This is a genomic window from Tessaracoccus oleiagri, assembly GCF_900103275.1.
GTDB classification, from domain to species: Bacteria; Actinomycetota; Actinomycetes; order Propionibacteriales; family Propionibacteriaceae; genus Arachnia; species Arachnia oleiagri.
Window position 1 is genome coordinate 198,981 of record NZ_FNGP01000005.1, and the last position, 21,361, is coordinate 220,341.

General features: G+C 69.7%; 23 protein-coding genes. 9 read left to right on the forward strand and 14 right to left on the reverse strand.

Features of this window, described 5'->3' with window-relative positions; translation table 11 throughout:
- Positions 1 to 60 precede the first annotated feature (60 nt).
- Both BLR46_RS13295 and BLR46_RS13300 read left to right on the forward strand, forming a co-directional pair.
- On the forward strand, positions 61 to 633 hold the full coding sequence (locus BLR46_RS13295; protein ID WP_093253127.1) for a DUF3000 domain-containing protein: 573 nt from the start codon (positions 61 to 63) through the stop codon (positions 631 to 633).
- Entirely contained in the window at positions 630 to 1,826 is a 1,197-nt protein-coding gene (locus BLR46_RS13300; RefSeq protein ID WP_093253130.1) for an HRDC domain-containing protein, read from the forward strand. Before BLR46_RS13295 ends, BLR46_RS13300 begins: the two co-directional genes overlap by 4 nt.
- Here the strand turns inward: BLR46_RS13300 and dxs are convergent.
- From dxs to BLR46_RS13320, 4 genes are all read right to left on the reverse strand, one after another.
- Complete coding sequence (gene dxs, locus BLR46_RS13305; protein ID WP_093253133.1) at positions 1,823 to 3,742, reverse strand: 1-deoxy-D-xylulose-5-phosphate synthase; 1,920 nt, start codon at positions 3,740 to 3,742, stop codon at positions 1,823 to 1,825. The two genes, BLR46_RS13300 and dxs, sit on opposite strands and share 4 nt — an antisense overlap.
- 46 nt (positions 3,743 to 3,788) lie before the next feature.
- On the reverse strand, positions 3,789 to 4,178 hold the full coding sequence (locus tag BLR46_RS13310; protein ID WP_093253135.1) for a hypothetical protein: 390 nt from the start codon (positions 4,176 to 4,178) through the stop codon (positions 3,789 to 3,791).
- A gap of 102 nt (positions 4,179 to 4,280) precedes the next feature.
- The gene (locus BLR46_RS13315) at positions 4,281 to 7,097 is read right to left on the reverse strand and encodes an aconitate hydratase (RefSeq protein ID WP_093253138.1); all 2,817 of its coding nucleotides are present in this window, start codon (positions 7,095 to 7,097) and stop codon (positions 4,281 to 4,283) included.
- Between the two features lie 33 nt (positions 7,098 to 7,130).
- Complete coding sequence (locus BLR46_RS13320; protein ID WP_093253141.1) at positions 7,131 to 8,249, reverse strand: class I SAM-dependent RNA methyltransferase; 1,119 nt, start codon at positions 8,247 to 8,249, stop codon at positions 7,131 to 7,133.
- 51 nt (positions 8,250 to 8,300) lie between these two features.
- Here BLR46_RS13320 and BLR46_RS13325 point away from each other — a divergent pair, with 51 nt between their 5' ends.
- Both BLR46_RS13325 and BLR46_RS13330 read left to right on the forward strand, forming a co-directional pair.
- Entirely contained in the window at positions 8,301 to 8,963 is a 663-nt protein-coding gene (locus tag BLR46_RS13325) for a potassium channel family protein (protein ID WP_093253143.1), read from the forward strand.
- Position 8,964: 1 nt separating this feature from the next.
- The gene (locus BLR46_RS13330; RefSeq protein ID WP_093253145.1) at positions 8,965 to 9,651 is read left to right on the forward strand and encodes a potassium channel family protein; all 687 of its coding nucleotides are present in this window, start codon (positions 8,965 to 8,967) and stop codon (positions 9,649 to 9,651) included.
- Here BLR46_RS13330 and BLR46_RS13335 read toward each other — a convergent pair.
- From BLR46_RS13335 to BLR46_RS13350, 4 genes are read right to left on the reverse strand one after another with little or no spacing between them, the layout of a single operon-like run.
- Positions 9,648 to 9,992, reverse strand: coding sequence for an OB-fold nucleic acid binding domain-containing protein (locus tag BLR46_RS13335; RefSeq protein ID WP_093253146.1), 345 nt, complete (start codon positions 9,990 to 9,992; stop codon positions 9,648 to 9,650). The genes BLR46_RS13330 and BLR46_RS13335 overlap by 4 nt on opposite strands.
- Entirely contained in the window at positions 9,989 to 10,741 is a 753-nt protein-coding gene (locus BLR46_RS13340) for a DUF3710 domain-containing protein (RefSeq protein WP_245701713.1), read from the reverse strand. The genes BLR46_RS13335 and BLR46_RS13340 overlap by 4 nt, the downstream gene beginning before the upstream one ends.
- Before the next feature lie 5 nt (positions 10,742 to 10,746).
- Positions 10,747 to 11,184 carry a dUTP diphosphatase gene (dut, locus tag BLR46_RS13345; RefSeq protein WP_093253148.1) on the reverse strand — a complete coding sequence of 146 codons (438 nt, stop codon included), beginning with the start codon at positions 11,182 to 11,184 and terminating at the stop codon, positions 10,747 to 10,749.
- A complete protein-coding gene (locus BLR46_RS13350; protein ID WP_176761781.1) occupies positions 11,184 to 11,630 on the reverse strand; it encodes a DUF3093 domain-containing protein in 447 nt (148 codons plus the stop codon). Before BLR46_RS13350 ends, dut begins: the two co-directional genes overlap by 1 nt.
- Positions 11,631 to 11,679: 49 nt before the next feature.
- Between BLR46_RS13350 and BLR46_RS13355 the strand changes: the two genes are divergently transcribed.
- Entirely contained in the window at positions 11,680 to 11,979 is a 300-nt protein-coding gene (locus BLR46_RS13355) for a DUF4235 domain-containing protein (RefSeq protein ID WP_093253151.1), read from the forward strand.
- Positions 11,980 to 12,003: 24 nt separating this feature from the next.
- Here BLR46_RS13355 and BLR46_RS13360 read toward each other — a convergent pair whose 3' ends face one another.
- Positions 12,004 to 12,300 carry a DUF4193 domain-containing protein gene (locus BLR46_RS13360; RefSeq protein ID WP_093253152.1) on the reverse strand — a complete coding sequence of 99 codons (297 nt, stop codon included), beginning with the start codon at positions 12,298 to 12,300 and terminating at the stop codon, positions 12,004 to 12,006.
- A 134-nt stretch (positions 12,301 to 12,434) separates the two neighbouring features.
- Between BLR46_RS13360 and sepH the strand changes: the two genes are divergently transcribed.
- Entirely contained in the window at positions 12,435 to 13,379 is a 945-nt protein-coding gene (gene sepH, locus BLR46_RS13365; RefSeq protein WP_093253153.1) for a septation protein SepH, read from the forward strand.
- Here the strand turns inward: sepH and BLR46_RS13370 are convergent.
- The 4 genes from BLR46_RS13370 to BLR46_RS13385 are packed head-to-tail and all read right to left on the reverse strand — an operon-like array spanning position 13,376 to position 16,932.
- Positions 13,376 to 14,029, reverse strand: coding sequence for a thymidine kinase (locus BLR46_RS13370; protein WP_093253154.1), 654 nt, complete (start codon positions 14,027 to 14,029; stop codon positions 13,376 to 13,378). The two genes, sepH and BLR46_RS13370, sit on opposite strands and share 4 nt — an antisense overlap.
- On the reverse strand, positions 14,022 to 15,260 hold the full coding sequence (locus BLR46_RS13375; RefSeq protein WP_093253155.1) for a glycosyltransferase: 1,239 nt from the start codon (positions 15,258 to 15,260) through the stop codon (positions 14,022 to 14,024). The genes BLR46_RS13370 and BLR46_RS13375 overlap by 8 nt, the downstream gene beginning before the upstream one ends.
- Positions 15,257 to 16,372, reverse strand: coding sequence for an alkaline phosphatase family protein (locus BLR46_RS13380; RefSeq protein ID WP_176761782.1), 1,116 nt, complete (start codon positions 16,370 to 16,372; stop codon positions 15,257 to 15,259). Before BLR46_RS13380 ends, BLR46_RS13375 begins: the two co-directional genes overlap by 4 nt.
- Entirely contained in the window at positions 16,369 to 16,932 is a 564-nt protein-coding gene (locus tag BLR46_RS13385; protein WP_218118469.1) for a DUF5998 family protein, read from the reverse strand. The genes BLR46_RS13380 and BLR46_RS13385 overlap by 4 nt, the downstream gene beginning before the upstream one ends.
- Positions 16,933 to 16,986: 54 nt before the next feature.
- On the opposite strand from BLR46_RS13385, the gene BLR46_RS13390 reads away from it, so the two are divergent.
- The 3 genes from BLR46_RS13390 (at position 16,987) to BLR46_RS13400 (ending at position 20,977) form a co-directional block, all read left to right on the forward strand.
- Positions 16,987 to 18,021 carry an App1 family protein phosphatidate phosphatase gene (locus BLR46_RS13390; RefSeq protein WP_093253157.1) on the forward strand — a complete coding sequence of 345 codons (1,035 nt, stop codon included), beginning with the start codon at positions 16,987 to 16,989 and terminating at the stop codon, positions 18,019 to 18,021.
- Between the two features lie 75 nt (positions 18,022 to 18,096).
- Complete coding sequence (locus tag BLR46_RS13395) at positions 18,097 to 20,475, forward strand: DNA gyrase/topoisomerase IV subunit A (protein ID WP_093253310.1); 2,379 nt, start codon at positions 18,097 to 18,099, stop codon at positions 20,473 to 20,475.
- A 10-nt stretch (positions 20,476 to 20,485) separates the two neighbouring features.
- Positions 20,486 to 20,977, forward strand: a complete 492-nt coding sequence (locus BLR46_RS13400; RefSeq protein WP_245701715.1) for a beta-class carbonic anhydrase — start codon at positions 20,486 to 20,488, stop codon at positions 20,975 to 20,977.
- A 10-nt stretch (positions 20,978 to 20,987) separates the two neighbouring features.
- On the opposite strand, the gene BLR46_RS13405 is transcribed toward BLR46_RS13400, so the two are convergent.
- On the reverse strand, positions 20,988 to 21,314 hold the full coding sequence (locus tag BLR46_RS13405; RefSeq protein ID WP_093253158.1) for a plasmid stabilization protein: 327 nt from the start codon (positions 21,312 to 21,314) through the stop codon (positions 20,988 to 20,990).
- Positions 21,315 to 21,361 lie beyond the last annotated feature (47 nt).

A 21,361-nucleotide genomic window follows, 5' to 3' on the forward strand; every position in this document is an offset into this window, starting at 1 on the left:
CTTCCCCGGGCGGCGCGTCAAAGCCGGCCTCCCGGGCGGCTTGCTCGTACAGTCGTACTCGTGTCCAAGGTAACGCCGCTCGCTCCCGAGGCGTTCCACCGTGCGCTCGAGGAGTTCCGCCGGATGCGCTGGAGGCGGGAGCTCAGCATCGACGAGATCGGCTCCCCCCAGCGGATCGCCCCGCACTCCCTCGCGATCGCCGGGGAACTCCGCGACGACGAGCGGACCGTGAGCTCGGGCCGTCTCATCCTGTTGCACGACCCGCAGGGCAACGACGCCTGGCACGGTACCTTCCGGCTCGTGACGTACGCCCGCGCCGAGGTCGACCTCGAGATGGTGGCGGACCCCCTGTTGCCCGAGGTGGCGTGGTCGTGGTTCGAGGATGCGCTGAGCGCCCACGGCTGCGACGCCACGCAGCTGGCCGGGACCGTCACCGCCTCCTACGGCCGCTCGTTCGGGGAGATGGCCGGCGACGCCGACACCGCCGAGGTCGAGCTGCGCTCGTCGTGGACCCCGCTCCTCGACGACCACCACCCGCTCACCCCGCACCTGCTCGCGTGGCAGGAACTCCTCGGCCTCGTCGCCGGGGAACCGCCTCTCCCCGCGGGCGTCTCCATGCTGGCGCCGCGATGAGCCTCGTCGACGAGAGCCGGGAACCGCTCCGGCCGGTGGTGGAGGACGAGTCGGGGCTCTCCGCGTGCCTCGACGCACTGCGGCGGGCCGAGGGGCCCGTGGCCTTCGACGCCGAGCGCGCCCACGGCTACCGCTACTGGCCGCGCGCGTACCTCTTCCAGCTCCGCCGCGAGGGCGCCGGCACGTGGCTCATCGACCCGACCCGCTTCGACCGGGAACAGCTGGGACGGCTCGTGACGGCCGCCGGTGAGGCCGAGTGGGTCATCCACGCGGCCAGCCAGGACCTGCCGTCCATGTACGAGGCGGGAGTCGTCCCCGCGCGCATCTTCGACACCGAACTCGCGGCACGGCTAATGGGCAAGCCGGGGGTGTCCCTCGGGGCACTGCTGTCCGCCGAGCTCGGCGTCGAACTCCGGAAGGCGCACTCCGCCGTGAACTGGGCGACGAGGCCGCTGAAGCCGTCCTGGCTCACCTACGCCGCCCTCGACGTCGACTTCCTCCTGGAGTTGCGCGACGTGCTCGACGGCCAACTGCGCGACATGGGCCGGAGCGACTGGGCGGAGCAGGAATTCGCCTGGGAGCTGGAGCAGTTCGCCCGCACCCCCGACCCCCGCCCGGAGCCGTGGCGGCGCCTGTCCCGCGTCGCGTCCATCCGGACGACGCGTGGGCTCGCCCTGGCGCGCGAGCTCTGGCAGGAGCGCGACGCCATCGCGCAGCGCCGCGACCGGCCGCCGGGCCACATCCTGCCCGACGCGGCCATCGTCGACGCCGGCATGCTGGCCGGGAGCGGTTTCCCCGACCGTGGGGCTCTCCTCGGCATCCCCGGCTTCTCCCGGCCCCCCGGCTCTCGCTATCTGCAGAACTGGTTGAACGGGCTCAACCGCGCCAGCGAACTGCCGGAGAGCCGCTACCCCAGCAAGCGTCCCCCTTCGCACGGTGGCGTGCCGTCGCCGAAGAACTGGGACCAGCTACGGCCCGAGGCTGCGGAGCGATGGGCCCTTGCCCGGCCCGCGCTGGACGACCTGGCCTGCGAGATCGGGCTGCAACCCAGCCTGCTCACACCGCCCGCCGCCCTGCAACGGGTCCTGTGGGCTCATGAGCGTCCGACGGAGACCGTCCTCGAACATGCCGGAATGCGACCGTGGCAGGCGGAACTGGTCGCGGCGCTGCTCGACGAGGTGCTGGGCGACTAGCCCTGGTGTCGGGCGTGCACCTGCTCGGGTGCCGCCTCCGCCAGGACGGCCCTGAGCACCTCTTGGGCGATGGCCTTGGGCGTGAGGCCGAGCCTGTCGAGTACCTGGGGACGGCTGCCGAGCGCGAGGAACTCCTGCGGGATGCCGAAGTGCTGCATCGTGACCTCCACGCCGCTCGCCGCGAGTTCGGCACGCAGCCGCTGCCCGAGTCCGCCGGCGACGAGGTTGTCCTCGATGGTCACCACGTGGTCGAACTCGTCCGCCAACGAGACCAGCTCGGGGCTGATGGGAAGCGCCCAGATGGGGTCCGCCACCGTGGAGGGGATCCCCTGCGCGGCCAGCATGTCGTGCACCCGCACGGCGAGCCCCGCGAACTGCCCGTACCCGACGATGAGCGTCCGGGCCTCGGGGTCCTGGTGGAGCAGGTCGACCGCGGTGAGTCCGTCACCCCGCCGGGCGACCGCGGGCAGTTCGTCGGGGAGCCGCTCCTTGGAGAAGCGGACGACGGTGGGCGCGTCGTCGACCGTGACGGCGCGCGAAAGCGTCTCCTCGAGCCTCGCCTGGTCGCGGGGGGCGGCCAACTGGAGCCCCGGGACGATCCCCGTGAGCGTCATGTCCCACATGCCGTTGTGGCTGGGCCCGTCCGCGCCCGTCACGCCCGCGCGGTCGAGCACGACGGTCACGCCGCAGCGGTGCAGCGCCACGTCCATGAGGAGCTGGTCGAACGCACGGTTCAGGAAGGTGGAGTAGATGGCCACGACCGGGTGCAGGCCCGCCTTCGCGAGGCCCGCCGCCGAGGTGATCGCGTGCTGTTCGGCGATGCCCACGTCGAAGGTCCGCTCGGGGAACGCGGCGGCGAAGCGGGTCAGACCCGTGGGGTGGAGCATCGCCGCGGTGAGCGCGACGATGCGGGGATCCTTCGCGCCGAGCTGCACCATCGTCTCCGCGAAGGCGTCGGTCCACGTGGCCTGCAGCGTGGCCGACAGCGGCTCACCGGTCACGTCGTTGATCTGGCCGACGGCGTGGAAGCGGTCCTCCTCGTGCTCCTCCGCCGCGCGGAAGCCCTTGCCCTTCTGCGTGATGCAGTGGACGATCACCGGGCTGCCGAACTGGCGCGCCTGCTCGAGGCGGTTCGTCAGCGCCGCGATGTCGTGGCCGTCGATGGGGCCGGTGTACTTGATGCCGAGGTCGGAGAACAGGTCCTGGGGCGCGACGACGTCCTTCACGCCCGTCTTGAAGCCATGCATGAGCCCGTACATGGGGCGGCCGAACATGGGGATCTTGTTGACCACGCGCTTGATGACGCTGAGCGTCTCCTCGTAGCGACGATCGGTGCGCAGCCCTGCCAGGTGGTTGGCGAGGCCGCCGACCGTCGGCGTGTACGAGCGCCCGTTGTCGTTGACGACTATCACCAGCCGCAGCTCGGGCTCCGCGGCGATGTTGTTGAGCGCCTCCCATGCCATGCCGCCGGTGAGGGCGCCGTCGCCGATCACCGCTACCACGGTCCTGTCCTCACCTCGCAGCGCGTAGCCCTTGGCCATCCCCTCGGCCCATGACAAGGACGTCGAGGCGTGCGAGTTGGCGACCCAGTCGTGCTCGGACTCCCCCGGCTCGGGGTACCCCGAGAGCCCGCCCTGCTGGCGCAGGGTGGCGAACTGGTCGGCACGGCCGGTCAGGATCTTGTGGACGTAGCTCTGGTGGCCGGTGTCGAAGATGATCGGGTCGTACGGGGAGTTGAAGACGCGGTGGATCGCCATCGTCAGTTCGACGACCCCCAGGTTCGGCCCCAGGTGTCCCCCGGTACGGCTCACGTTCGTGATGAGGAACGCCCGGATCTCCTCGGCCAGTTGCTCCAACTGTGCCCGCGACAGCGCACGCAGATCTCGCGGACCGGCAATGGATTCGAGGAGGGACATGGGAAACATCATAGGCGGCCCTCACTCAAATGGCCCATCGCGCAACTCAGAGCTTCGGCACGAACCGCACGTCGCGCAGCGCCTCCTCCACCAGGTGCACCCCTCGCAGGACGCGGGCGAGCCGGGCCTCCTCGGCCAGCAACACCTCCACCGCCCTCGTCGCGGTGGAGGGGTCGACGAACTCCGCCAGCTGCGCACGCGCGTTCGCAGCGGACTCCCGGGTGGCCGCCAACTGGGCCTCGACGTGGCCGTGCGCCAGACGGGCCAGGACGACCGGGTGGCGACGCAACACCTCGTAGCCGCGGTACTCGGAGGGGCAGGCATCCAGCAGGTACGCCTCCGCCGACTTCAGCCAGCCCGGCGAGCCCGGCGGCCGCACGCTGCCGGGCCAGCCCGGCGGTACGTAGACCCGGATCACCTCGTCGTTGTCGAACATGCGTCCAATTAAAGACCCCATCTCCGACAAACTCAAGGGCTGGGGACGCCCGCGGGCCGGCCCCTCCCGGAGGAGGGAACCGGCCCGCGGGACGGAGGTGACTCAGGCGTCGACGAGGCTGCGCAGCACGTACTGCATGATGCCGCCATTGAGGTAGTACGCCCGCTCCCCGGGGGTGTCGATGCGGACGGTGGCGTCGAAGGCCGTCTCCTTGCCTTCGGGCGAGGTGGCGGTGACCTTCATCGTCTTCGGCGTGCGGCCCTCGTTGAGTTCCGTCACGCCCTCCACCGAGAACGTCTCCTCACCGGTGAGCCCCAGGGAGTCGGCACTCTGGCCCTCCGGGAACTGCAGCGGGAGGACGCCCATGCCGATGAGGTTGGAGCGGTGGATCCGCTCGTAGCTCTCGGCGATCACGAACTTCACCCCGAGCAGCGCCGTGCCCTTGGCCGCCCAGTCGCGCGACGAGCCGGAGCCGTACTCCTTACCGGCCAGCACGACGAGCGGGACGCCCTGCTCGATGTAGTTCATCGCGGCGTCGTAGACCGTGGTGACCGGAGCGTCGGCCTGGGTGAAGTCGCGGGTGAAGCCTCCCTCGGTCCCGGGCGCGATCTGGTTGCGGAGCCGGATGTTGGCGAAGGTGCCACGGATCATGACCTCGTGGTTGCCGCGGCGCGAGCCGTAGGAGTTGAAGTCCTTGCGCTCGACGCCGTGCTCGGTGAGGTACTTGCCCGCCGGGGAGTCGGCCTTGATGGAGCCCGCCGGCGAGATGTGGTCGGTGGTGACCGAGTCGCCCAGCTTCAGCAGGACGCGGGCGCCCGAGATGTCCCCCACGGGAGTCGGCTCGCGGGTCATGCCCTCGAAGTACGGGGGCTTGCGGACGTAGGTGGACTCCTCGTCCCACTCGAAGATGTCGCCCTCGGGAGTGGGGAGCGCGGCCCAGCGCTCGTCGCCCTTGAACACGTCCGCGTAGCGGGTCGTGTACATGTCGGCCGAGATGGAGGAGTCGATGACTTCCTGGATCTCCGCCTCGGACGGCCAGATGTCCTTCATGTAGACGTCGTTGCCGTCCTTGTCCTGACCGATCGGCTCCTTGAACAGGTCGATGTCCATGGTCCCGGCCAGCGCGTAGACGATGACGAGCATCGGGGACGCGAGGTAGTTCATCTTCACGTCGGGGCTGATGCGGCCCTCGAAGTTGCGGTTGCCCGAGAGCACCGCGGTCACTGCGAGGTCGTGCTCGTTGACCGCGCGCGACACCTCGGGGATGAGGGGGCCGGTGTTGCCGATGCAGGTCACGCAACCGTAGCCGACGAGGTTGAAGCCGATCGCGTCGAGGTACTGCGTCAGTCCGGACTTGTCGTAGTAGTCGGTGACGACCTGGGACCCGGGCGCCAACGAGGTCTTGACCCACGGCTTCCGGTTGAGGCCCTTCTCCACCGCCTTCTTCGCGACGAGACCCGCGCCGATCATCACGCTCGGGTTGGACGTGTTGGTGCAGGAGGTGATGGAGGCGACGGTGACGGCACCGTGGTCGAGGTTGAACTCCTCTCCCGCGGCCAACTTGACCGGCACGCCGGCCTTTTCACGGTCGTGCTCACCGTCGTCGCCGAAGTGCACCGGCTGCTGCGAGTCGTCGGTGTCCGTCGGGTTCGAGCCTGTCGGGTCCGAGGCGGGGAACGTGTCCGCGACGGTCTTGTCCCAGTCGACCTTCTCGAAGCCGTTCGCGTCCGGGGCGAACACCTCGAGCGCCTCGCGGAAGGCGTTCTTCGAGTGGTCGAGCAGGATGCGGTCCTGCGGGCGCTTCGGGCCGGCGATGGAGGGGACGACCGTGGCGAGGTCGAGCTCGAGGTACTCCGAGTAGACGGGCTCGCGGGACGGGTCGTGCCAGAGGCCCTGCTCCTTGGCGTACGCCTCGACGAGGGCGAGTTGCTGCTCGTCGCGGCCGGTCAGGCGCATGTAGTCGATCGTCTTGTCGTCGATCGGGAAGACCGCGATGGTGGAGCCGTACTCCGGGCTCATGTTGCCGATGGTGGCGCGGTTCGCGACCGGCACGGCGGAGACGCCGTCGCCGTAGAACTCGACGAACTTGCCGACGACCTTGTGCTGGCGCAGCATCTCGGTGATCGTGAGCACCAGGTCGGTGGCGGTGGTGCCCTCCTGCAGCTCGCCGGAGAGCTTGAACCCGACGACGCGGGGCACGAGCATCGACACGGGCTGGCCCAGCATCGCCGCCTCTGCCTCGATGCCGCCCACGCCCCAGCCGACGACGCCGAGGCCGTTGACCATGGTGGTGTGGGAGTCGGTGCCGACGCAGGTGTCCGGGTAGGCCTGCAGCACGCCGTCCACCGTGCGCGGGAAGATCACGCGGGCGAGGTGCTCGATGTTGACCTGGTGCACGATGCCGGTGCCCGGCGGGACGACCTTGAAGTCGTCGAACGCGGTCTGGCCCCAACGCAGGAACTGGTAGCGCTCACGGTTGCGCTCGTACTCGATGTCGGTGTTCTGCTCGAACGCGCCCTGGATGCCGAAGACCTCGGCGATCACGGAGTGGTCGATGACCAGTTCCGCCGGGGAGAGGGGGTTGATCCGCGAGGGATCCCCACCGAGGTCGGCGACAGCCTCCCGCATCGTCGCGAGGTCCACCACGCACGGCACACCGGTGAAGTCCTGCATGATCACGCGCGCCGGCGTGAACTGGATCTCGTGGTCCGGTTCCGCGTTCGGATCCCAGCTGCCGAGGAACTCGATGTCCTCGCGGGTGATGTTCGCACCGTCCTCGGTGCGGAGAAGGTTCTCGAGCAATACCTTCAGGCTGTACGGCAACTTCTCCTGCCCAGGCACAGCATCGAGCCTGAATATTTCGTAGGAAGTTCCGTTTACGTCGAGGCTCGCCTTGGCCCCGAAACTGTTGACGCTCATCGCACTCCTTGTCGCGGCTACATCATTCACGGGTCAGTGTAGTGGGCTATTCCGGGTCAGGGTCGCAACGCATTCGATGTGGTACGTCTGCGGGAACAGGTCGTAGGCCTCGACGCGGGTGACCTCGTAGCCCGCGGCGACGAAGAACGCGAGGTCCCGGGCGAGCGCCGCCGGGTCGCAGGCGACGTAGCTGATCGCGCGCGGTCCCATGGCCGCCACCGCCCCGACCACGGCCCTGCCGGCGCCCTTGCGGGGCGGATCGAGCACGACGAGGTCCGCGCGCTTCGGGAGGCGCCCGAGGAACCGGTCCACGGAGGCCGCCTGGAACCGGGCGCCCGGCACATTCCGGCGCGCGTACGCCACCGCCTCCTTGTTCAGTTCCACGCCGAGCACGTCGCAGCCGCGACCGTCGAGCGCCCCGGCGAACAGCCCCACCCCGCAGTAGAGGTCGACCGCCCGCTCCCCCGCCCTCGGCTCGAGCGAGCGCAGCACGGCGTCGACGAGCACGTCCGCCGCGTGCGGGTGCACCTGCCAGAAGCCCTCGGCGGCGACGCGGTAGTCACGGCCGCCCGCCCGCTCCGTCACCACCGGCTCGCCCGCGACCCGCCCGTCGACGATCTCGACGTGCCCCGAGTGGGCGTCCACGACCTGCAGTTCCCCGGCCCCCGGACGTTCGCCCGGGTCCTGCGTGACGGCGATGCGGCACCCCTCGTCGGGGAGCGGCACCAGGTCGTGGCTGCGCTTCGCGCGCAGCCCGGGCCTGCCGTTTGCGACGCGGTAGCGCATCCGCGTGCGCCAGTTCCACCGCGGCAGCACCTCGACCACCTCGCCCTCCCAGTCGATCCCGGCGAGCCTGCGGAGCTGTTCCTCCACGACGCGCCGCTTCAGCTCGCGCTGCAGGTCGGCGTCAGCGTGCTGCCAGTCGCAGCCACCGCACACGCCGGCGACCGGGCACGGCGGCACCACGCGCTGCGGATGCGGATCCAGCACCTCGGTGACCACGCCCCGGTCGAAGCGGGTGCCCCGCTCCCGTACGTCGACGAGGACCCGTTCGCCCGGCAGGCCCCCGGTGACGAAGGTGACCTTCCCGTCGATGCGCGCCACGACCACCCCGCCGTGCGCCACGTCGCCCAGGACCGTCTCCACAGACACAATGTTCCTCGTCTCATCGGTGATAGCGTGAAACCGATACTAGGAGAGCGAATGCACATCGTGATCATGGGATGCGGGCGCGTGGGCGCCATGCTCGCCGTGGGCCTCGAGAAGCGAGGGCACTCGGTGGCCGTCATCGACATGCACACCGAAGCCTTCGGACGCCTCGGTCCCCAGTTCAAGGGCCTGACGGTCAAGGGAGTCGGTTTCGACCGTGAGGTCCTCGAGGCCGCGGGGATCCGCAACGCCGGCGGTTTCGCCGCCGTCTCCAGCGGCGACAACTCGAACATCCTCGCCGCGCGCGTGGTCAAGGAGATCTACAAGGTCGAGAACGTCGTGGCCCGAATCTACGACCAAGGGCGCGCGCAGGTCTACGAGCGGCTCGGCATCCCCACGGTCGCGCCCGTCAAGTGGACGACCGGGCAGGTGCTGCGCCGGCTGCTGCCGGAGGGTTCGGAGCCGGTGTGGCGCGACCCGTCGGGGCAGGCCCGCCTCCTCCAGGTGGCGGTGCACCGCGGTTGGGTCAACCGGCGGATCATCGACCTGGCCCATGCGGCCGGGTGCGTGATCCCGTTCCTGAGCCGACTCGGTAGCGGCATGGTCCCGACCGACCAGACCGTGTTCCAGGACGGGGACCTGGTCTTCGCCGCGTGCGAGGTGGAGCAGACCTCGAACGTGGAGATCATCCTCGGCAATCCTCCGAAGGGGCATTGACATGCGCGTTTCCATCGCCGGCGCGGGCCAGGTGGGCCGCTCCATCGCACGGGAGCTGATCGCGAACGGCCACCAGGTGACCCTGATCGAGCGCGAGAGCGCCGCGATCAAGCCAGACTCGGTCCTCGGCGCCCACTGGCTGCAGGCGGACGCGTGCGAGCTGGCCAGCCTCGAGGAACTCGGGCTGGAGCGGTTCGACGTGGCGATCGCGGCGACCGGCGACGACAAGGTCAACCTCGTCCACTCGCTGCTCGCCAAGACCGAGTTCGGGGTCCCGCGCACCGTGTCCCGGGTCAACCACCCCGGCAACGAGTGGCTGTTCGACGACCAGTGGGGCGTCGACGCGGCCGTGTCGACGCCGCGACTGATGGCGGCGCTGGTGGAGGAGGCCGTCGAGGCGGGCGACCTGGTCCGGATCCTGACGTTCCAGGAGTCCGACACGCACCTGTCGGAGGTCACGCTGGCGGCCGAGTCCCCGTTCGTGGGGGCGACCCTCGGGTCCGTCGAGCTGCCGGAGGACGTCGCGCTGGTCGCGCTGGTGCGGCGCACGTCGCCCACGCCACCGGAGCCCGGGACCGTGCTGGAGGCGGGCGACAAGCTGTTCTTCCTGACCGCCGACATCGCCGAGGGCGACCTCGGCGAGATGTTCGCGCCCCGCGACGAGGAGCCGGAGAACCCGGAGGACTAGTCCGGCAACACCGAGAACTCGGGGTTGAACAGGACCAGTTCGCCGCCCTCGGGGGCCAGCCGTCCGGAGGCACTCATGAGCGCTCCCTCGTGCAGGCACTCGAGGTGGCCGCGGCCCATCCAGATGATCCGGACGGTCCCCGTGGCGTCGGTGAGTTCGGCCTCGAACCAGCCCGTGTCCGGGTTGGTGCGCAGTCCGTGGGCGCGTCCCGCGATGGTGACGCGGGTACGCGGCGCCGCCGAGGCGATCGGTGTAGCGTCCATTCCCTGGAAGGGATCGCGCACGGTTTGGGGATCGGGGAGGAACCACCGCTTCAGGCGGCCTCCGAGTGATTGGTTCATGACTCCTGCTTGGGCTCCGGTTCCGGAATGGTGAACGGAATGACCGCGCCGGGCGCCACCGGCGCGGTGCCGCGACGGACGACGAGGTTCGCGAAGAACTCGGTGAGGGTGATGGTGGCGTCCTCGTTCTGGGGCTCGAGTGCCGCCTTGCCGAAGACGACGCCGCGCAGCACCCAGGACGGCCCCTCCGCGAGCCAGGTGCGGCTGATCTGCATGCCGACCCCGCCCTCCTTGGTCTGCACGGGGAACGCGCGCGCGATCTCGGTGCCGAACGGGCCCCTCCGGATCGTCGTGCGGGCGTTCTTGCCCTGGCTGGCCGCGATGATCTCGCGACGCACCTCAGGGATGTAGGCGGTGCGGGCCGGCGCCCCGAACAGCGCGACCTCGATGGCCGAGTCGCCGTCGCTGACGATGATCGCCTGCGGCACCTGCTCCTTGTTGACGCTGAGCTGGAGGTTCATCCCGGGGAACGGGGTGACGACGAGCGAGCCGAGGTCGAGCCGCTTCACGTCGTCGGCGTCGAGGTCGACCTCCTCGATGTCGAAGGGGCCCTCCTCGCGCTGGAACTCCTCGTCCCACTCGAGCCACTTGGCCTCGGCCTTCGCCATCGCCTCGGCGTTGCCGTGCTCCACCGACGACGGTGCCGCATCCTGCGCTACATCCTCGCTGTCAGCCGCCTCGGCGGCGTCGGACGGACGTTCCTCGGCGACCTGGTCGGTCTCCTGGCGCTTCTTGCGTCCAAAAATCACAGTTCTCAAGCTCCACTCAACATCTGGCTTCCGCCAGTAGAACCATACCCACCCGAGCCTCGGGTCGTCGCATCGAGGGAGTCGACCTGCACGAAGGTGGCGGTCACGAACGGGACGACGACGAACTGCGCGATCCGGTCGCCCTCGCGGATCTCGATCGGGGCGCGCGGGTCGTGGTTGATCAGCGCCACCTTGATCTCGCCCCGGTACCCGGAGTCGACGACGCCGGGCGCGTTGACGATGCTCAGGCCCGCGCGGGCGGCCAGCCCCGACCGCGGCGTGACGAGGCCGACGGTGTTCTCCGGCAGCGCGACGCGGACACCGGTCCCGACGAGCCGGCGCTCCCCCGGCTGCAGGGTCACCGCCTCCGCGGCGAGCAGGTCCGCACCGGCGTCGCCGGGGTGCGCGTAGACGGGCGGGATCCCGATGATGGGCACTTCCATCAGTCGCCCTCCCCCATACGGCGGACGGCGGCGGCCAGTTCGTCGGGGCGCCTCGTGCCGACGAGCCAGGACGGGTGGGGGTCGGCGGGGTCGGCGAGGTCGATGCGGACGACGTCCCGGAGGTACGGCCGGGTGGCGAGGAAGTTGCGCTGGTCAGCGCCGGGACCGAGGATCCGGTCGGCGTCGGGGCCGCGCAGGGCGGCCACCTCACCGACGTACTCGCCCTCCAGCCGGTTGCGGCCGACGGTGAGCACGCCGTCGGCGACAGTGATGCGGAGCGTGTAGCTCAGGAGCCCCACCACCACGGCCGCCACGGCGAAGAGGGAGAACAGCAGGCCCACCCACAGGTCCACGTAGGCGAGGACGGCGATGGAGATGGACGCGACCATCCCGAGGCCGATGACCCACCAGAGCGCCGGGGCAGGGACACGTTCTTCGTATGTCACGAATGCAAATGTACCTTCCACCGGCATAATGGGCCCCAGGAGGACCTCTATGAAAATCACGGAGAAGGCGATCTGGAATGTCTACTCAGGCATTCTCGGCGCCCTGGCCACGTTCGTCGCGCAGAAGCTGATCACCAAGGTGTGGGAGTTGGTCACCGGTGAGGATCCGCCGGACCTGAACGATCCCGAGGCGCCGCTGGCCACCGCCATCATCTGGGCGGCCGCGAGCGGGCTCGGCGTGGGCGTGACCCAGCTGACGATGAACAGGTTCGTCCAGCGCCGCTGGGTCAGCCGCATGGGTCATGCCGCGCCCGGGAAGCTCAGGAGCCTCCTGGACCTCAAGAAGTAGTGCTGCGGTTGGGGATGTGCCGCGTCAGACACAGTCGACGCAGTACATCTCCTGCCCACGCGTCTCGGCCAGCTGGGTCTTGGACTTCACGAGGAAGCAGGAGGCACAGGTGAACTCGTCCGCCTGACGGGGCAGGACGCGAACCGTGAGCTCCTCGTGCGAGAGATCCGCACCCGGAAGTTCGAACGACTCGGCCGCCTCGACCTCGTCCTCGTCGACCTTGCCGGAGTTCTTGTCGTTGCGGCGCGTCTTCAACTCCTCGATGGAGTCCTCGGGCAATTCCTCTTCGGTCTTGCGGGGAGCGTCGTAATCGGTTGCCATCTAGCGTTCCTTCGGTCGGGGTTCGCGCATATGTGTACCACACCCACGGGGAAAACCAAGGTTCCGCTCCCCCCTGAGAACGCGTGTTCGCTGGTAGATTGTGCCGGAACCGGCTCACTTGGGAGATTCCATCGATGAACAGTGCACTCACCCCCCGCGAGATCCAGGCACGCATCCGCTCCGGCGCGACGCTGGCCGAGGTCGCGGTCGAGGCCGGCGTCGAGGAGTCCGCGATCGAGGGGTTCGCCGGCCCGGTCCTCGCGGAGCGCGAGCACATCGTCACGCGGGCGCTCGCCTCGACGGTGCGCCGACGCGGCGAGGGCAGCAGCCACCGGCGCCTCGGTGAGCTCGTCCGGGAACGGTTGCAGCAGCGCGGCATCGACGCCGACCGCATCGAGTGGGACTCGTGGCGCCAGGAGGACCTGCGCTGGCGCGTCGTGGGCACGCTCGCGGACGACGCCGGCGCCCGCACGGCCGAGTTCGTGTTCGACCACAAGGCGCGCTTCAGCATCGCCGACAACACCGACGCCCGCTGGATGATCGGTGAGCAGGCGCCGGGCGCGCCGCAGGAGGAGGAGCCCACCGTCGACTTCGACGACGAGCTCGCCCTGATCCGCGCCACCAGCGAGAAGCGCACGCACGTGCCGGACGCCCCCGGCGACGACGTCCCCACCGCCCACGGGATGTACGACGACTTCGAGGACACCTCCGAGCTGGACGCCCTCTACGACATGTTGAGCGGCATCAGCGAGGACTCCGTCCGCATCTACACCGGTTTCGACGAGCCCGCCGGGCCCATCGCTCCCGTCGCCGAGGACGCCTACGAGGCCGAGGACGAGGACACGGACGCCGACGAGCCGCCGGCTGTCACCCCGGTCGTCGCCGACGAGGAACCGCCGGCGCCCGCGAAGCAGCAGACGGCTGGTGGCCGGCCTGCACAGGAGCCGATCACGGAGCCGGTCCAGGACTCCCTGGTGGAAGAGGTGGCCGAGGAGGAACCCCGGCCCAAGCCGCGGAAGCGGCGTCGCGCCCACGTCCCCAGCTGGGACGAGATCATGTTCGGCGGCCCGACGAACTAGGCCCAGTCCTCGTTGTCGAACGGCAGCGGATCGGGGGACAACGTCGCCTTCGCCTTCGCCTTCGTCACCTTGCGCCGGTGGTGCAGCCGGCAGAGGACCTCGTAGCGGATCTCGTCGTCCCCCACCGTGTCGCCCACTGCCACCTGGGACCCCTCGGTCACCATCTGGCCGCCGATCGTGCGGGCGTTGTGGGTGCCCTTCTGCCCGCACCAGCAGAGCGGCCCGAGCGGTAGCGTCTCGGTGCGGTCCGCGAGCTCCACGAGCCGCTGGGATCCCGGGAACAGCTTGGTGCGGAAGTCGGAGAGGATGCCGAAGGCGTAGACGTCGATCTGCAACTCGTCGACGATCCGCGCCAATTGGTCCACCTGCTCGCTCAGGTAGAACTGTGCCTCGTCGCAGATGAGGTAGTCGACGCGCTTGCCGGTCGTGAGTTCCCGGATGACGAAGGTCCAGAAGTCGAAGGAGTCGTCCACCTCCAGTGCCTCGCGGGCCAGGCCGAGCCTCGACGTGACCGCCGGGCGTCCCGATCGGTCCTGCCGGGTGAAGAGACGACCCTTCCTGCCGTGCTGGGACTGCGTGTAGTCCATCTGCAGTGCGAGCGTGGACTTCCCGCAATCCATCGGGCCGGTGTGGAAGACCAGTTCAGCCACGCATCTTCCTCTCGATCAGTTCCTGGTACGCCTGCACCGTCGCGTCCGCGGTGCGCTCGGGCATGAGGCCGGGCAGCAGACCGGCGGTGGCGCGGCTCATCTTCTCACGGCGCTCCCGGTCCGCGAGCGCGCGGAAGCCCTCGGCCATGGACTTGACGTCCGGCCCCGTGAGCAGGGCGCTCTCGGGCGACAGACCGACGGTGAGCCGGTCGTCGCAGTAGAGCACCGGCAGCCCGGCGGCCACCGCCTCGGTGATCACCAGTGCCTGTGAGTCGAAACGGTAGCTGGCCAGCACGAGGGCGTCCGCGTTGACGAGCTCGTAGGCGATCCGGTGGACGCTGGGCACGTGGCCGCGGAAGTCGACGGGGAGCCCGACGGCCATCGCCTTGAGTTTGGTCCGCTGGTCGCCGTCCCCGACGAAGACCAGTTCCGCGTCGGGGACGCCTGCGCGACGGAAGGCCCGAAGCATCACGTCGAGGCGCTTCTCCTTCGCGAGCCGTCCGACGGAGATGAAGCGGGTGCCGCCGTCGATGCGGTCCCGGCGCTGCTCGCGGATGGCGCCCAGCATCGTCCGGTTGACGCCGGTGGGGACCACGTAGCCGTGCAGCGGCTCGGGGGCGCAGGTGTCGATGAGGTCGCGCATGAACGGTGACGGCACCGTGTAGCCGTCCACCTGCGCGGCGATCGCGGCGAACCCCGCCCAGTCGAGACGGGCCGCCAGGCCGCCGGTCTCCTCGCGCATGCTCGGCAGCCGGGGGCTCTTGTGGGGCCGGCCGGCCGCCCGCCGGAGCGAGGGGATGATGAGTCCTTGGTACAGCAGCGTCCCGAACACCGCAGCGTGCACCGTCTGGTGGGTCCCGGCGATGTTCGCGTGGAAGCTGTGCAGGTGCGGGATGCCCTGGAGCTTCGCGATCTTGGCGCCGAGGATCAGCGCACCGCGCTCCGTGTGGGTGTGGACGACGTCGAACTTGGTGTCGGAGGCCAGACGGCGGGCCCGTCGGTCGCCGTGGTGGAGGATGCTGAGGTGGGCCGGCAACCCGTTGAGGTAGTACGTCGGCGTCTCGATGGTGCGCCCGAGGCGCGGCTTCTCCAGGAACCGGTCCGGCACGATGAGGGTCACCTCGTGGCCGAGGGCCGTCAGTTCCTCCAACTGCGTCTGCACCGAGCGCCCGATGCCGCCCGACGACGGGAAGAAGTCGTCGACGATCATGGCCACGCGGATGCGGTTCACTCCCGTCCGCCGGCCTGGAGCAGCGGGACGTACATCTCCTCGGGAGTCAGGGAACCGTGCATGCCGACGAGGCCGAACTCGCCTGGGAAGGTGGTCGACATCAGCGCCCAGTCGGCGTTCATGGCGACGACCACGTCACCGATGCGGGCGCGCGTCGGGTCCGTGACGACCTCACCGAACCAGCCCGCCTCGATCGCCTCGTCCTTGACCAGCACCTCGGCCCGCTCACCCAGCACGGAGCGCCATGCCCAGGCGAGCCTGCGCGGGTCGTCGGTGTAGAGCTGCCGGAAGCGTCCCTCGCCACCGACGTGGTGGAAGCCGTCGAGGGCGGGCACCTCCTCGATCGTGAGGCGGTGGTCCGCGGGCACGTTGACCATGCCGTGGTCGCCCGTGACGAGGACGCACACGTCCTCCGAGGCGAGCGAGACGAGCCCGCTGACGAGGTCGTCGACGGCCCCCAGCTGGTCGAGCCATTGCCAGGAGCCGACGCCGTAGCCGTGGCCCCGGTGGTCCAGCAGCCGCTCGTAGCAGTAGACGATCTCGTGACGTTCCAGCGATTCGGAGACGAGGTCGACCGTGCGCTCCACCTCGTCCTCGTCCTCCCGCGGGTAGGACTCCGCCCCGGAGAATGCGAGCTGGGTCAGGGCGCTGCCGTCGAAGCGGCCGAGCGTCACCGTGGCGCCGCTGCGGCCACCGGCGCGCATGCGGCGGAACTGGGTGGGCACCTGGCGGAAGGACTCGATGTCCTCGGGGCCGCCCTCCCAGGTGAGGGCGTTGACCACCGCGTCGCAGCCCTCCTCGTAGAAGGTGTACCCGGTGACGCCGTGGAGGCCCGGGGTGACACCGCAGCCGAGGCTGGTCAGCGAGGTCGCGGTGGTGGACGGCACGCCGCAGGTGAGCCGCTGGCGGCGCATGCCGGCGAGCCGATCGGTGTGGTCGGCGAAGCGGTCGAGCTGTTCGGACCCGAGCCCGTCGACCAGCACCACCACGTAGCGCGAGGCCTCCGGCACCTTGATCGTGGGGGTCTCGCCGTCGAGGCGTGCCAGCAGGCTCGGGATCAGGTTGTTCAGCGAATTGCCGTGGTAGTCGGCCAGCACGAAGTCGGAGCTCAACCCACGACTCCCTGGAGCAGGCCCCCGAACTCGACGAGCTTCTGCGTGCTCTCCTGGCCGTCCGCGTCGCGGCTCATCCGCAACACGTAGTCGTCGGACGCCGAGACACCGGTGTACCCGTGGTCGGCGTCGCAGTTCGGGTCCTCGCAGGCCCCGGGCCCCACGTCGATCCGCCGGGTGGCGCCCCAGGTGACCGTGAGCCACGCCTCCGCCAGCCCGGGCTTGCGGGCCGCGGGGTCCGCGACCGACTGGGTGAGCACCACGGAGTCGATGGCACCCAGCTTGACCAGCTCGGTCGTGACGATGGCGCGCCCCTGCTCACCCTCGTCGGCGTGGCAGATGATCAGGGCCCCCTCGACGAGCGTCAGCACCGTCATGTGCCTGTTGACCTCGTGCCCGGCGAAGGTGGCCTCGTGGTGCACGAGGTAGCCGATCACCTCACGACGTCCCACGGCGCCGGCGAGCGCCTGGCTGACCAGCGACGGGTAGAAGCCGCAATCGGCGACCTCCTCGAGAAGGGTCGGGGGCAGGACCGCGGAAACGTCGGGGCGAACAGTCACCCGAACATCATAGGCCGGATGCCGACGACTCGGGTGTTGCATTAGGTTGGGCGCATGCGAACCCGACCGTTCTTCGGCGCCCGGATCGAGGATCGCCTCAAGAAGGTGATCAACCGAGTCCTGAAGCGCCGCGGCTGGCAGGAATCAGTACGTCCCTACACGGGCTACGGCACGAGCGAGCAGATCAGGGTCCTGGCCCGGATAGTCCTGCAGCCGTCGAAGCAGTTCGGCATCGTGCAGGCCGCCAACGCGCTCCTCTACCGCCGCGGCTGGCGCAACTTCATCGCCTTCAGCAAGGCCGACGCGGCGGCCTCGGTGCGCTTCGGCGACACCACGGTGCCCGTCCGCGCCGACCGGGGCGGCTACATCGACGTGCGGATCAAGAACCCGGGTCTCGAGCCCGGGTGGCACAGCGTCACCGTCCAGGGCTCCGACGGGGCGTCCGCCGTGGCCAGCGTCCAGATCATCGGCGACGACATCACGTTCGGGGTGGTCTCCGACATCGACGACACCATCCTCTCCACCTGGTTGCCCCGCCCGTTCCTCGCCGCGTGGAACTCGTTCGTGCTCACCGAGCAGGCCCGCCAGGCGATCCCGGGCATGGCCCGCTGGTACCAGCAGATGCTGGAGGCGAACCCCGGGGCGCCGATCATCTTCGTCTCCACCGGCGCGTTCAACACCTACCCGATGATCCGCCGGTTCCAGAAGCGGCACGGCATCCCCCACGGCGCAATGCTCCTGACCGACTGGGGGCCCACGAACACCGGCTGGTTCCGCAGCGGCACCGACCACAAGCGCACGGCGCTGCGCGAACTCGCCCGTGACCTGCCCAACATCCGCTGGCTCCTGGTCGGGGACGACGGGCAGCACGACCCGGAGCTCTATGCCGAGTTCGCCGAGCTCCAGCCGGAGCACGTGCTCGCGCGAGCGATCCGCGAACTGTCCCCCGGCGAGGCGGTGCTGGCGCACGGCATCCGGCTCGAGGACGGCGAGCATCGCTGGAATCCCACCACCGCGCCGGAGTTTCGCGCTCCCGACGGCGACGGGCTGGCCGATAAGCTACGGAAGTTGGACATCATCAGCTTCTAGGAGGAACCCGTGGCCAAGGTTGACGACGACACCGTCGACGAGGAGCACATCGTCGACATCGACGTCACCGCGGAGATGGAGACCAGCTTCCTCGAGTACGCGTACTCCGTCATCTACTCCAGGGCCCTCCCCGACGCCCGCGACGGGTTGAAGCCCGTCCAGCGGCGGATCCTGTTCTCGATGGACGAGATGGGCATCCGCCCCGACCGCAGCCACGTCAAGTGCGCCCGCGTCGTGGGGCAGGTCATGGGCGCCCTCCACCCCCACGGCGACGGCGCCATCTACGACGCGCTGGTGCGCATCGCCCAACCGTGGTCCATGCGCCTGCCGCTGGTCGACGGGCACGGCAACTTCGGCTCCCTCGACGCCGGGCCCGCCGCCATGCGCTACACCGAGTGCCGCATGGACACCCCGGCCGTCGCCATGACGACCGGCCTCGACGAGGAGACCGTCGACTTCAAGCCGAACTACGACGGCAAGGAGGTCGAGCCCGAGGTCCTGCCCGCCGCCTTCCCGAACCTGCTGGTCAACGGCGCCACCGGCATCGCCGTCGGCATGGCCACCAACATCGCCCCCCACAACCTCATCGAGGTGGTCGCCGGCCTGCGGCAGCTCATCGTGAACCCCGGCATCACCGTCGAGGAGCTCATGCTGCACATCCCCGGCCCCGACTTCCCCACCGGCGGCAAGATCATCGGCCTCGACGGCATCCGCGACGCCTACGAGACCGGCCGCGGGTCGTTCAAGATCCGCGCCACCTCCCGGATCGAGAAGGTCTCCGCCCGTAGGCAGGGCATCGTCATCACCGAACTGCCCTACATGATCGGCCCGGAGCGGATCATCGAGCAGATAAAGAAGGGCGTCAGCGACAAGAAGCTCACCGGCATCGCCGACGTCAAGGACCTCACCGACCTCGAACGGGGCACCCGCCTCGTCATCGAGGTGAAGAACGGCATCAACCCCGAGGCCCTCCTGCAACAGCTCTACAAGCAGACGAAGCTCGAGGACACCTTCTCCATCAACGCGGTCGCGCTCGTGGAGGGCCAGCCCCGCACCCTCGGCCTCAAGGACATGCTGGAGGTCTACCTCGGGCACCGCCGCGAGGTCATCCGCCGCCGCACCGAGTACCGGCTCGACAAGGCCGAGGCGAGGCTCCACCTCGTCGAGGGCCTCATGATCGCCATCCTCGACATCGACGACGTGATCGCCATCATCCGCAGCTCCGACGACGTCGCCGAGGCGCGCTCCCGGCTCATGGGTGCCTTCGACCTCTCCGAGACGCAGGCCAACTACATCCTCGACATGCAGCTGCGCCGCCTCACCAAGTTCTCGACCATCGAGCTCGAGAAGGAGGCCAAGGAGCTCCGCGAGCAGATCACGCGTCTGCGGGAGATCCTCGACGACCCCGCCGAGCTCGACCACGTGCTCGTGACGGAGCTCGACGACGTGGCCAAGCGGTTCGGCACGCCCCGACGGACCGTGCTGCTCGCGTCCTCCGGGTCGCCGACGCAGGTGGCACCGCTCGAGGTGCCCGACGCGCCCTGCCGCGTCCTGCTCAGCGGATCCGGCCTCGTCGCCCGCACCGACACCGACGCCCCGCTACCTGCGGGCGGCCGGTCGGCGCACGACGTGATCGTCTCTTCGTGCCTGACCACCGCCCACGGCGAGTTCGGCGTCGTCACGAGCCGCGGCCGCGTGCTGCGCTGCCGCGCCATCGAGCTCCCGACGGTGCCGCTGACCGCCCAGGCCCCGAACCTGCAGGGCGGTTCCCGCGCCACCGAGCTGTGGCCGCTGGCCGGAGACGAGCAGCCGCTGGCCGTGGTGACGCTCGATCCCAGCTCCCCGGGCCTCGCTCTGGGCACCGCCGCCGGAATCGTGAAGCGCGTCAAGGCGGAGATCCTCTCCAAGGACTCGTGGGAGGTCATCCGGCTCGATGACGGCGACGAGGTCGTCGGCGCGGTGGAGCTCCCCGACGAGCACCCCCACCTGGCGTTCATCAGCTCCGACGCGCAACTCCTCCACTTCCCCGCGTCGCTCGTGCGGCCCCAGGGGCGCACCGGCGGCGGCGTCGCCGGCATCAAGCTCTCCACCGGGGCGCGGGTGGTCTGGTTCGGCGCGGTCGACCCGGCCACCGACGACGTCGTGACGGTGAGCGGCTCGTCGGACTCGCTGCCCGGCACGGAGGCCGGACTGGTGAAGGTCACACCGATGTCCGAGTACCCGGCGAAGGGACGGGCCACCGGCGGGGTCCGCTGCCACCGGTTCCTGAAGGGCGAGAACCGGCTCATCGCAGCCGCGATCGGGCCCCGACCGATGGTGGCCTCGGCGGCGTCGGGCAGCCCGATCACGCTGCCCGAACCCAACGGCCGGCGGGACGGATCCGGCACCCCAGCCACCCAACCGATCGCCGCCATGGCTGGACGCAGGACTCTCGGGGACACCGCCCGCGGGTAATCTTCAGCACGTGAGTTTCGAAGACCTGCTGGAAGCAAACCGCAAGTACGCCGAGGACTTCCCCCACGCGGGGTTCGACGGCATCGCCCGGAAGGGCGTCCTGATGATCACGTGCATGGACTCGCGCATCGATCCGCTCGACCTCGTCGGCCTCGGGCACGGCGACGCGAAGATCCTCCGCAGCCCGGGCGGCCAGGTGTCCGACACCATGCTCAAGGGCGCCATCATGAGCGTCCACCTGCTGGGCGTCACGCGCATCCTGGTCGTCCCCCACACCAAGTGCGCGATGGCCTCGAGCACGGAGAAGGACATCCACCAGGTGCTGACCGAGCGCATCGGGTCGGACACCAGCTGGGTCACCTTCGGCGCGTCGCCGCACCAGATCGAGCGGCTGCACGCCGACGTTGCGAAGATCCGCAGCCATCCGCTGATCAAGGACCGCGCGGAGGTCGGAGGGTTCATGTACGACGTCGACACCGGCCTCCTGGAGCAGCTGCTCTGAGGGGCGGGGCTCAGCGCCCGTCGACCGCTTTCTCGAGCTCGGCCTTGTTCATCTTGGACCGGCCCTCGATCCCCTTCTGGCGCGCCTCGTTGTAGAGCTGGTCGCGGGTGCGTCCGCCGGGGCCCTTGTGCGACCGGAGGCCACCGCGGCGCCCCGACGAGATGTCGTCGGTGGACGACCTGCTGGCCTGTTCGGACTCCCCCGCCCTCGCACGTTCCTTGTTGACCGTGCGCGCGGCGATCTCCTTGGCGGTGTCCTCGTCCTCGCCGCGTTCCTCGAGGCCTTCCTTGATGTGCTCGTACTGGCGTTCGCGCTTCGCGCTCCACTTCGCGGGCATGGCAACCTCCTCGTCGATCGGACGGTCACCACGCTACGCCGGACATG

Excerpts from the sequence above, each read along its gene's own strand:
- BLR46_RS13315 (WP_093253138.1), bottom strand. The coding sequence starts at position 7,097 with ATGAGCGTCAACAGTTTCGGGGCCAAGGCGAGCCTCGACGTAAACGGA.
- BLR46_RS13335 (WP_093253146.1), bottom strand. The coding sequence starts at position 9,992 with ATGAACCAATCACTCGGAGGCCGCCTGAAGCGGTGGTTCCTCCCCGAT.
- BLR46_RS13355 (WP_093253151.1), top strand. The coding sequence starts at position 11,680 with ATGAAAATCACGGAGAAGGCGATCTGGAATGTCTACTCAGGCATTCTC.
- BLR46_RS13360 (WP_093253152.1), bottom strand. The coding sequence starts at position 12,300 with ATGGCAACCGATTACGACGCTCCCCGCAAGACCGAAGAGGAATTGCCC.
- dut (WP_093253148.1), bottom strand. The coding sequence starts at position 11,184 with ATGGAAGTGCCCATCATCGGGATCCCGCCCGTCTACGCGCACCCCGGC.
- BLR46_RS13390 (WP_093253157.1), top strand. The coding sequence starts at position 16,987 with ATGCGAACCCGACCGTTCTTCGGCGCCCGGATCGAGGATCGCCTCAAG.
- dxs (WP_093253133.1), bottom strand. The coding sequence starts at position 3,742 with ATGTCCCTCCTCGAATCCATTGCCGGTCCGCGAGATCTGCGTGCGCTG.
- BLR46_RS13310 (WP_093253135.1), bottom strand. The coding sequence starts at position 4,178 with ATGTTCGACAACGACGAGGTGATCCGGGTCTACGTACCGCCGGGCTGG.
- BLR46_RS13395 (WP_093253310.1), top strand. The coding sequence starts at position 18,097 with ATGGAGACCAGCTTCCTCGAGTACGCGTACTCCGTCATCTACTCCAGG.
- BLR46_RS13405 (WP_093253158.1), bottom strand. The coding sequence starts at position 21,314 with ATGCCCGCGAAGTGGAGCGCGAAGCGCGAACGCCAGTACGAGCACATC.
- BLR46_RS13300 (WP_093253130.1), top strand. The coding sequence starts at position 630 with ATGAGCCTCGTCGACGAGAGCCGGGAACCGCTCCGGCCGGTGGTGGAG.
- BLR46_RS13330 (WP_093253145.1), top strand. The coding sequence starts at position 8,965 with ATGCGCGTTTCCATCGCCGGCGCGGGCCAGGTGGGCCGCTCCATCGCA.
- BLR46_RS13325 (WP_093253143.1), top strand. The coding sequence starts at position 8,301 with ATGCACATCGTGATCATGGGATGCGGGCGCGTGGGCGCCATGCTCGCC.
- sepH (WP_093253153.1), top strand. The coding sequence starts at position 12,435 with ATGAACAGTGCACTCACCCCCCGCGAGATCCAGGCACGCATCCGCTCC.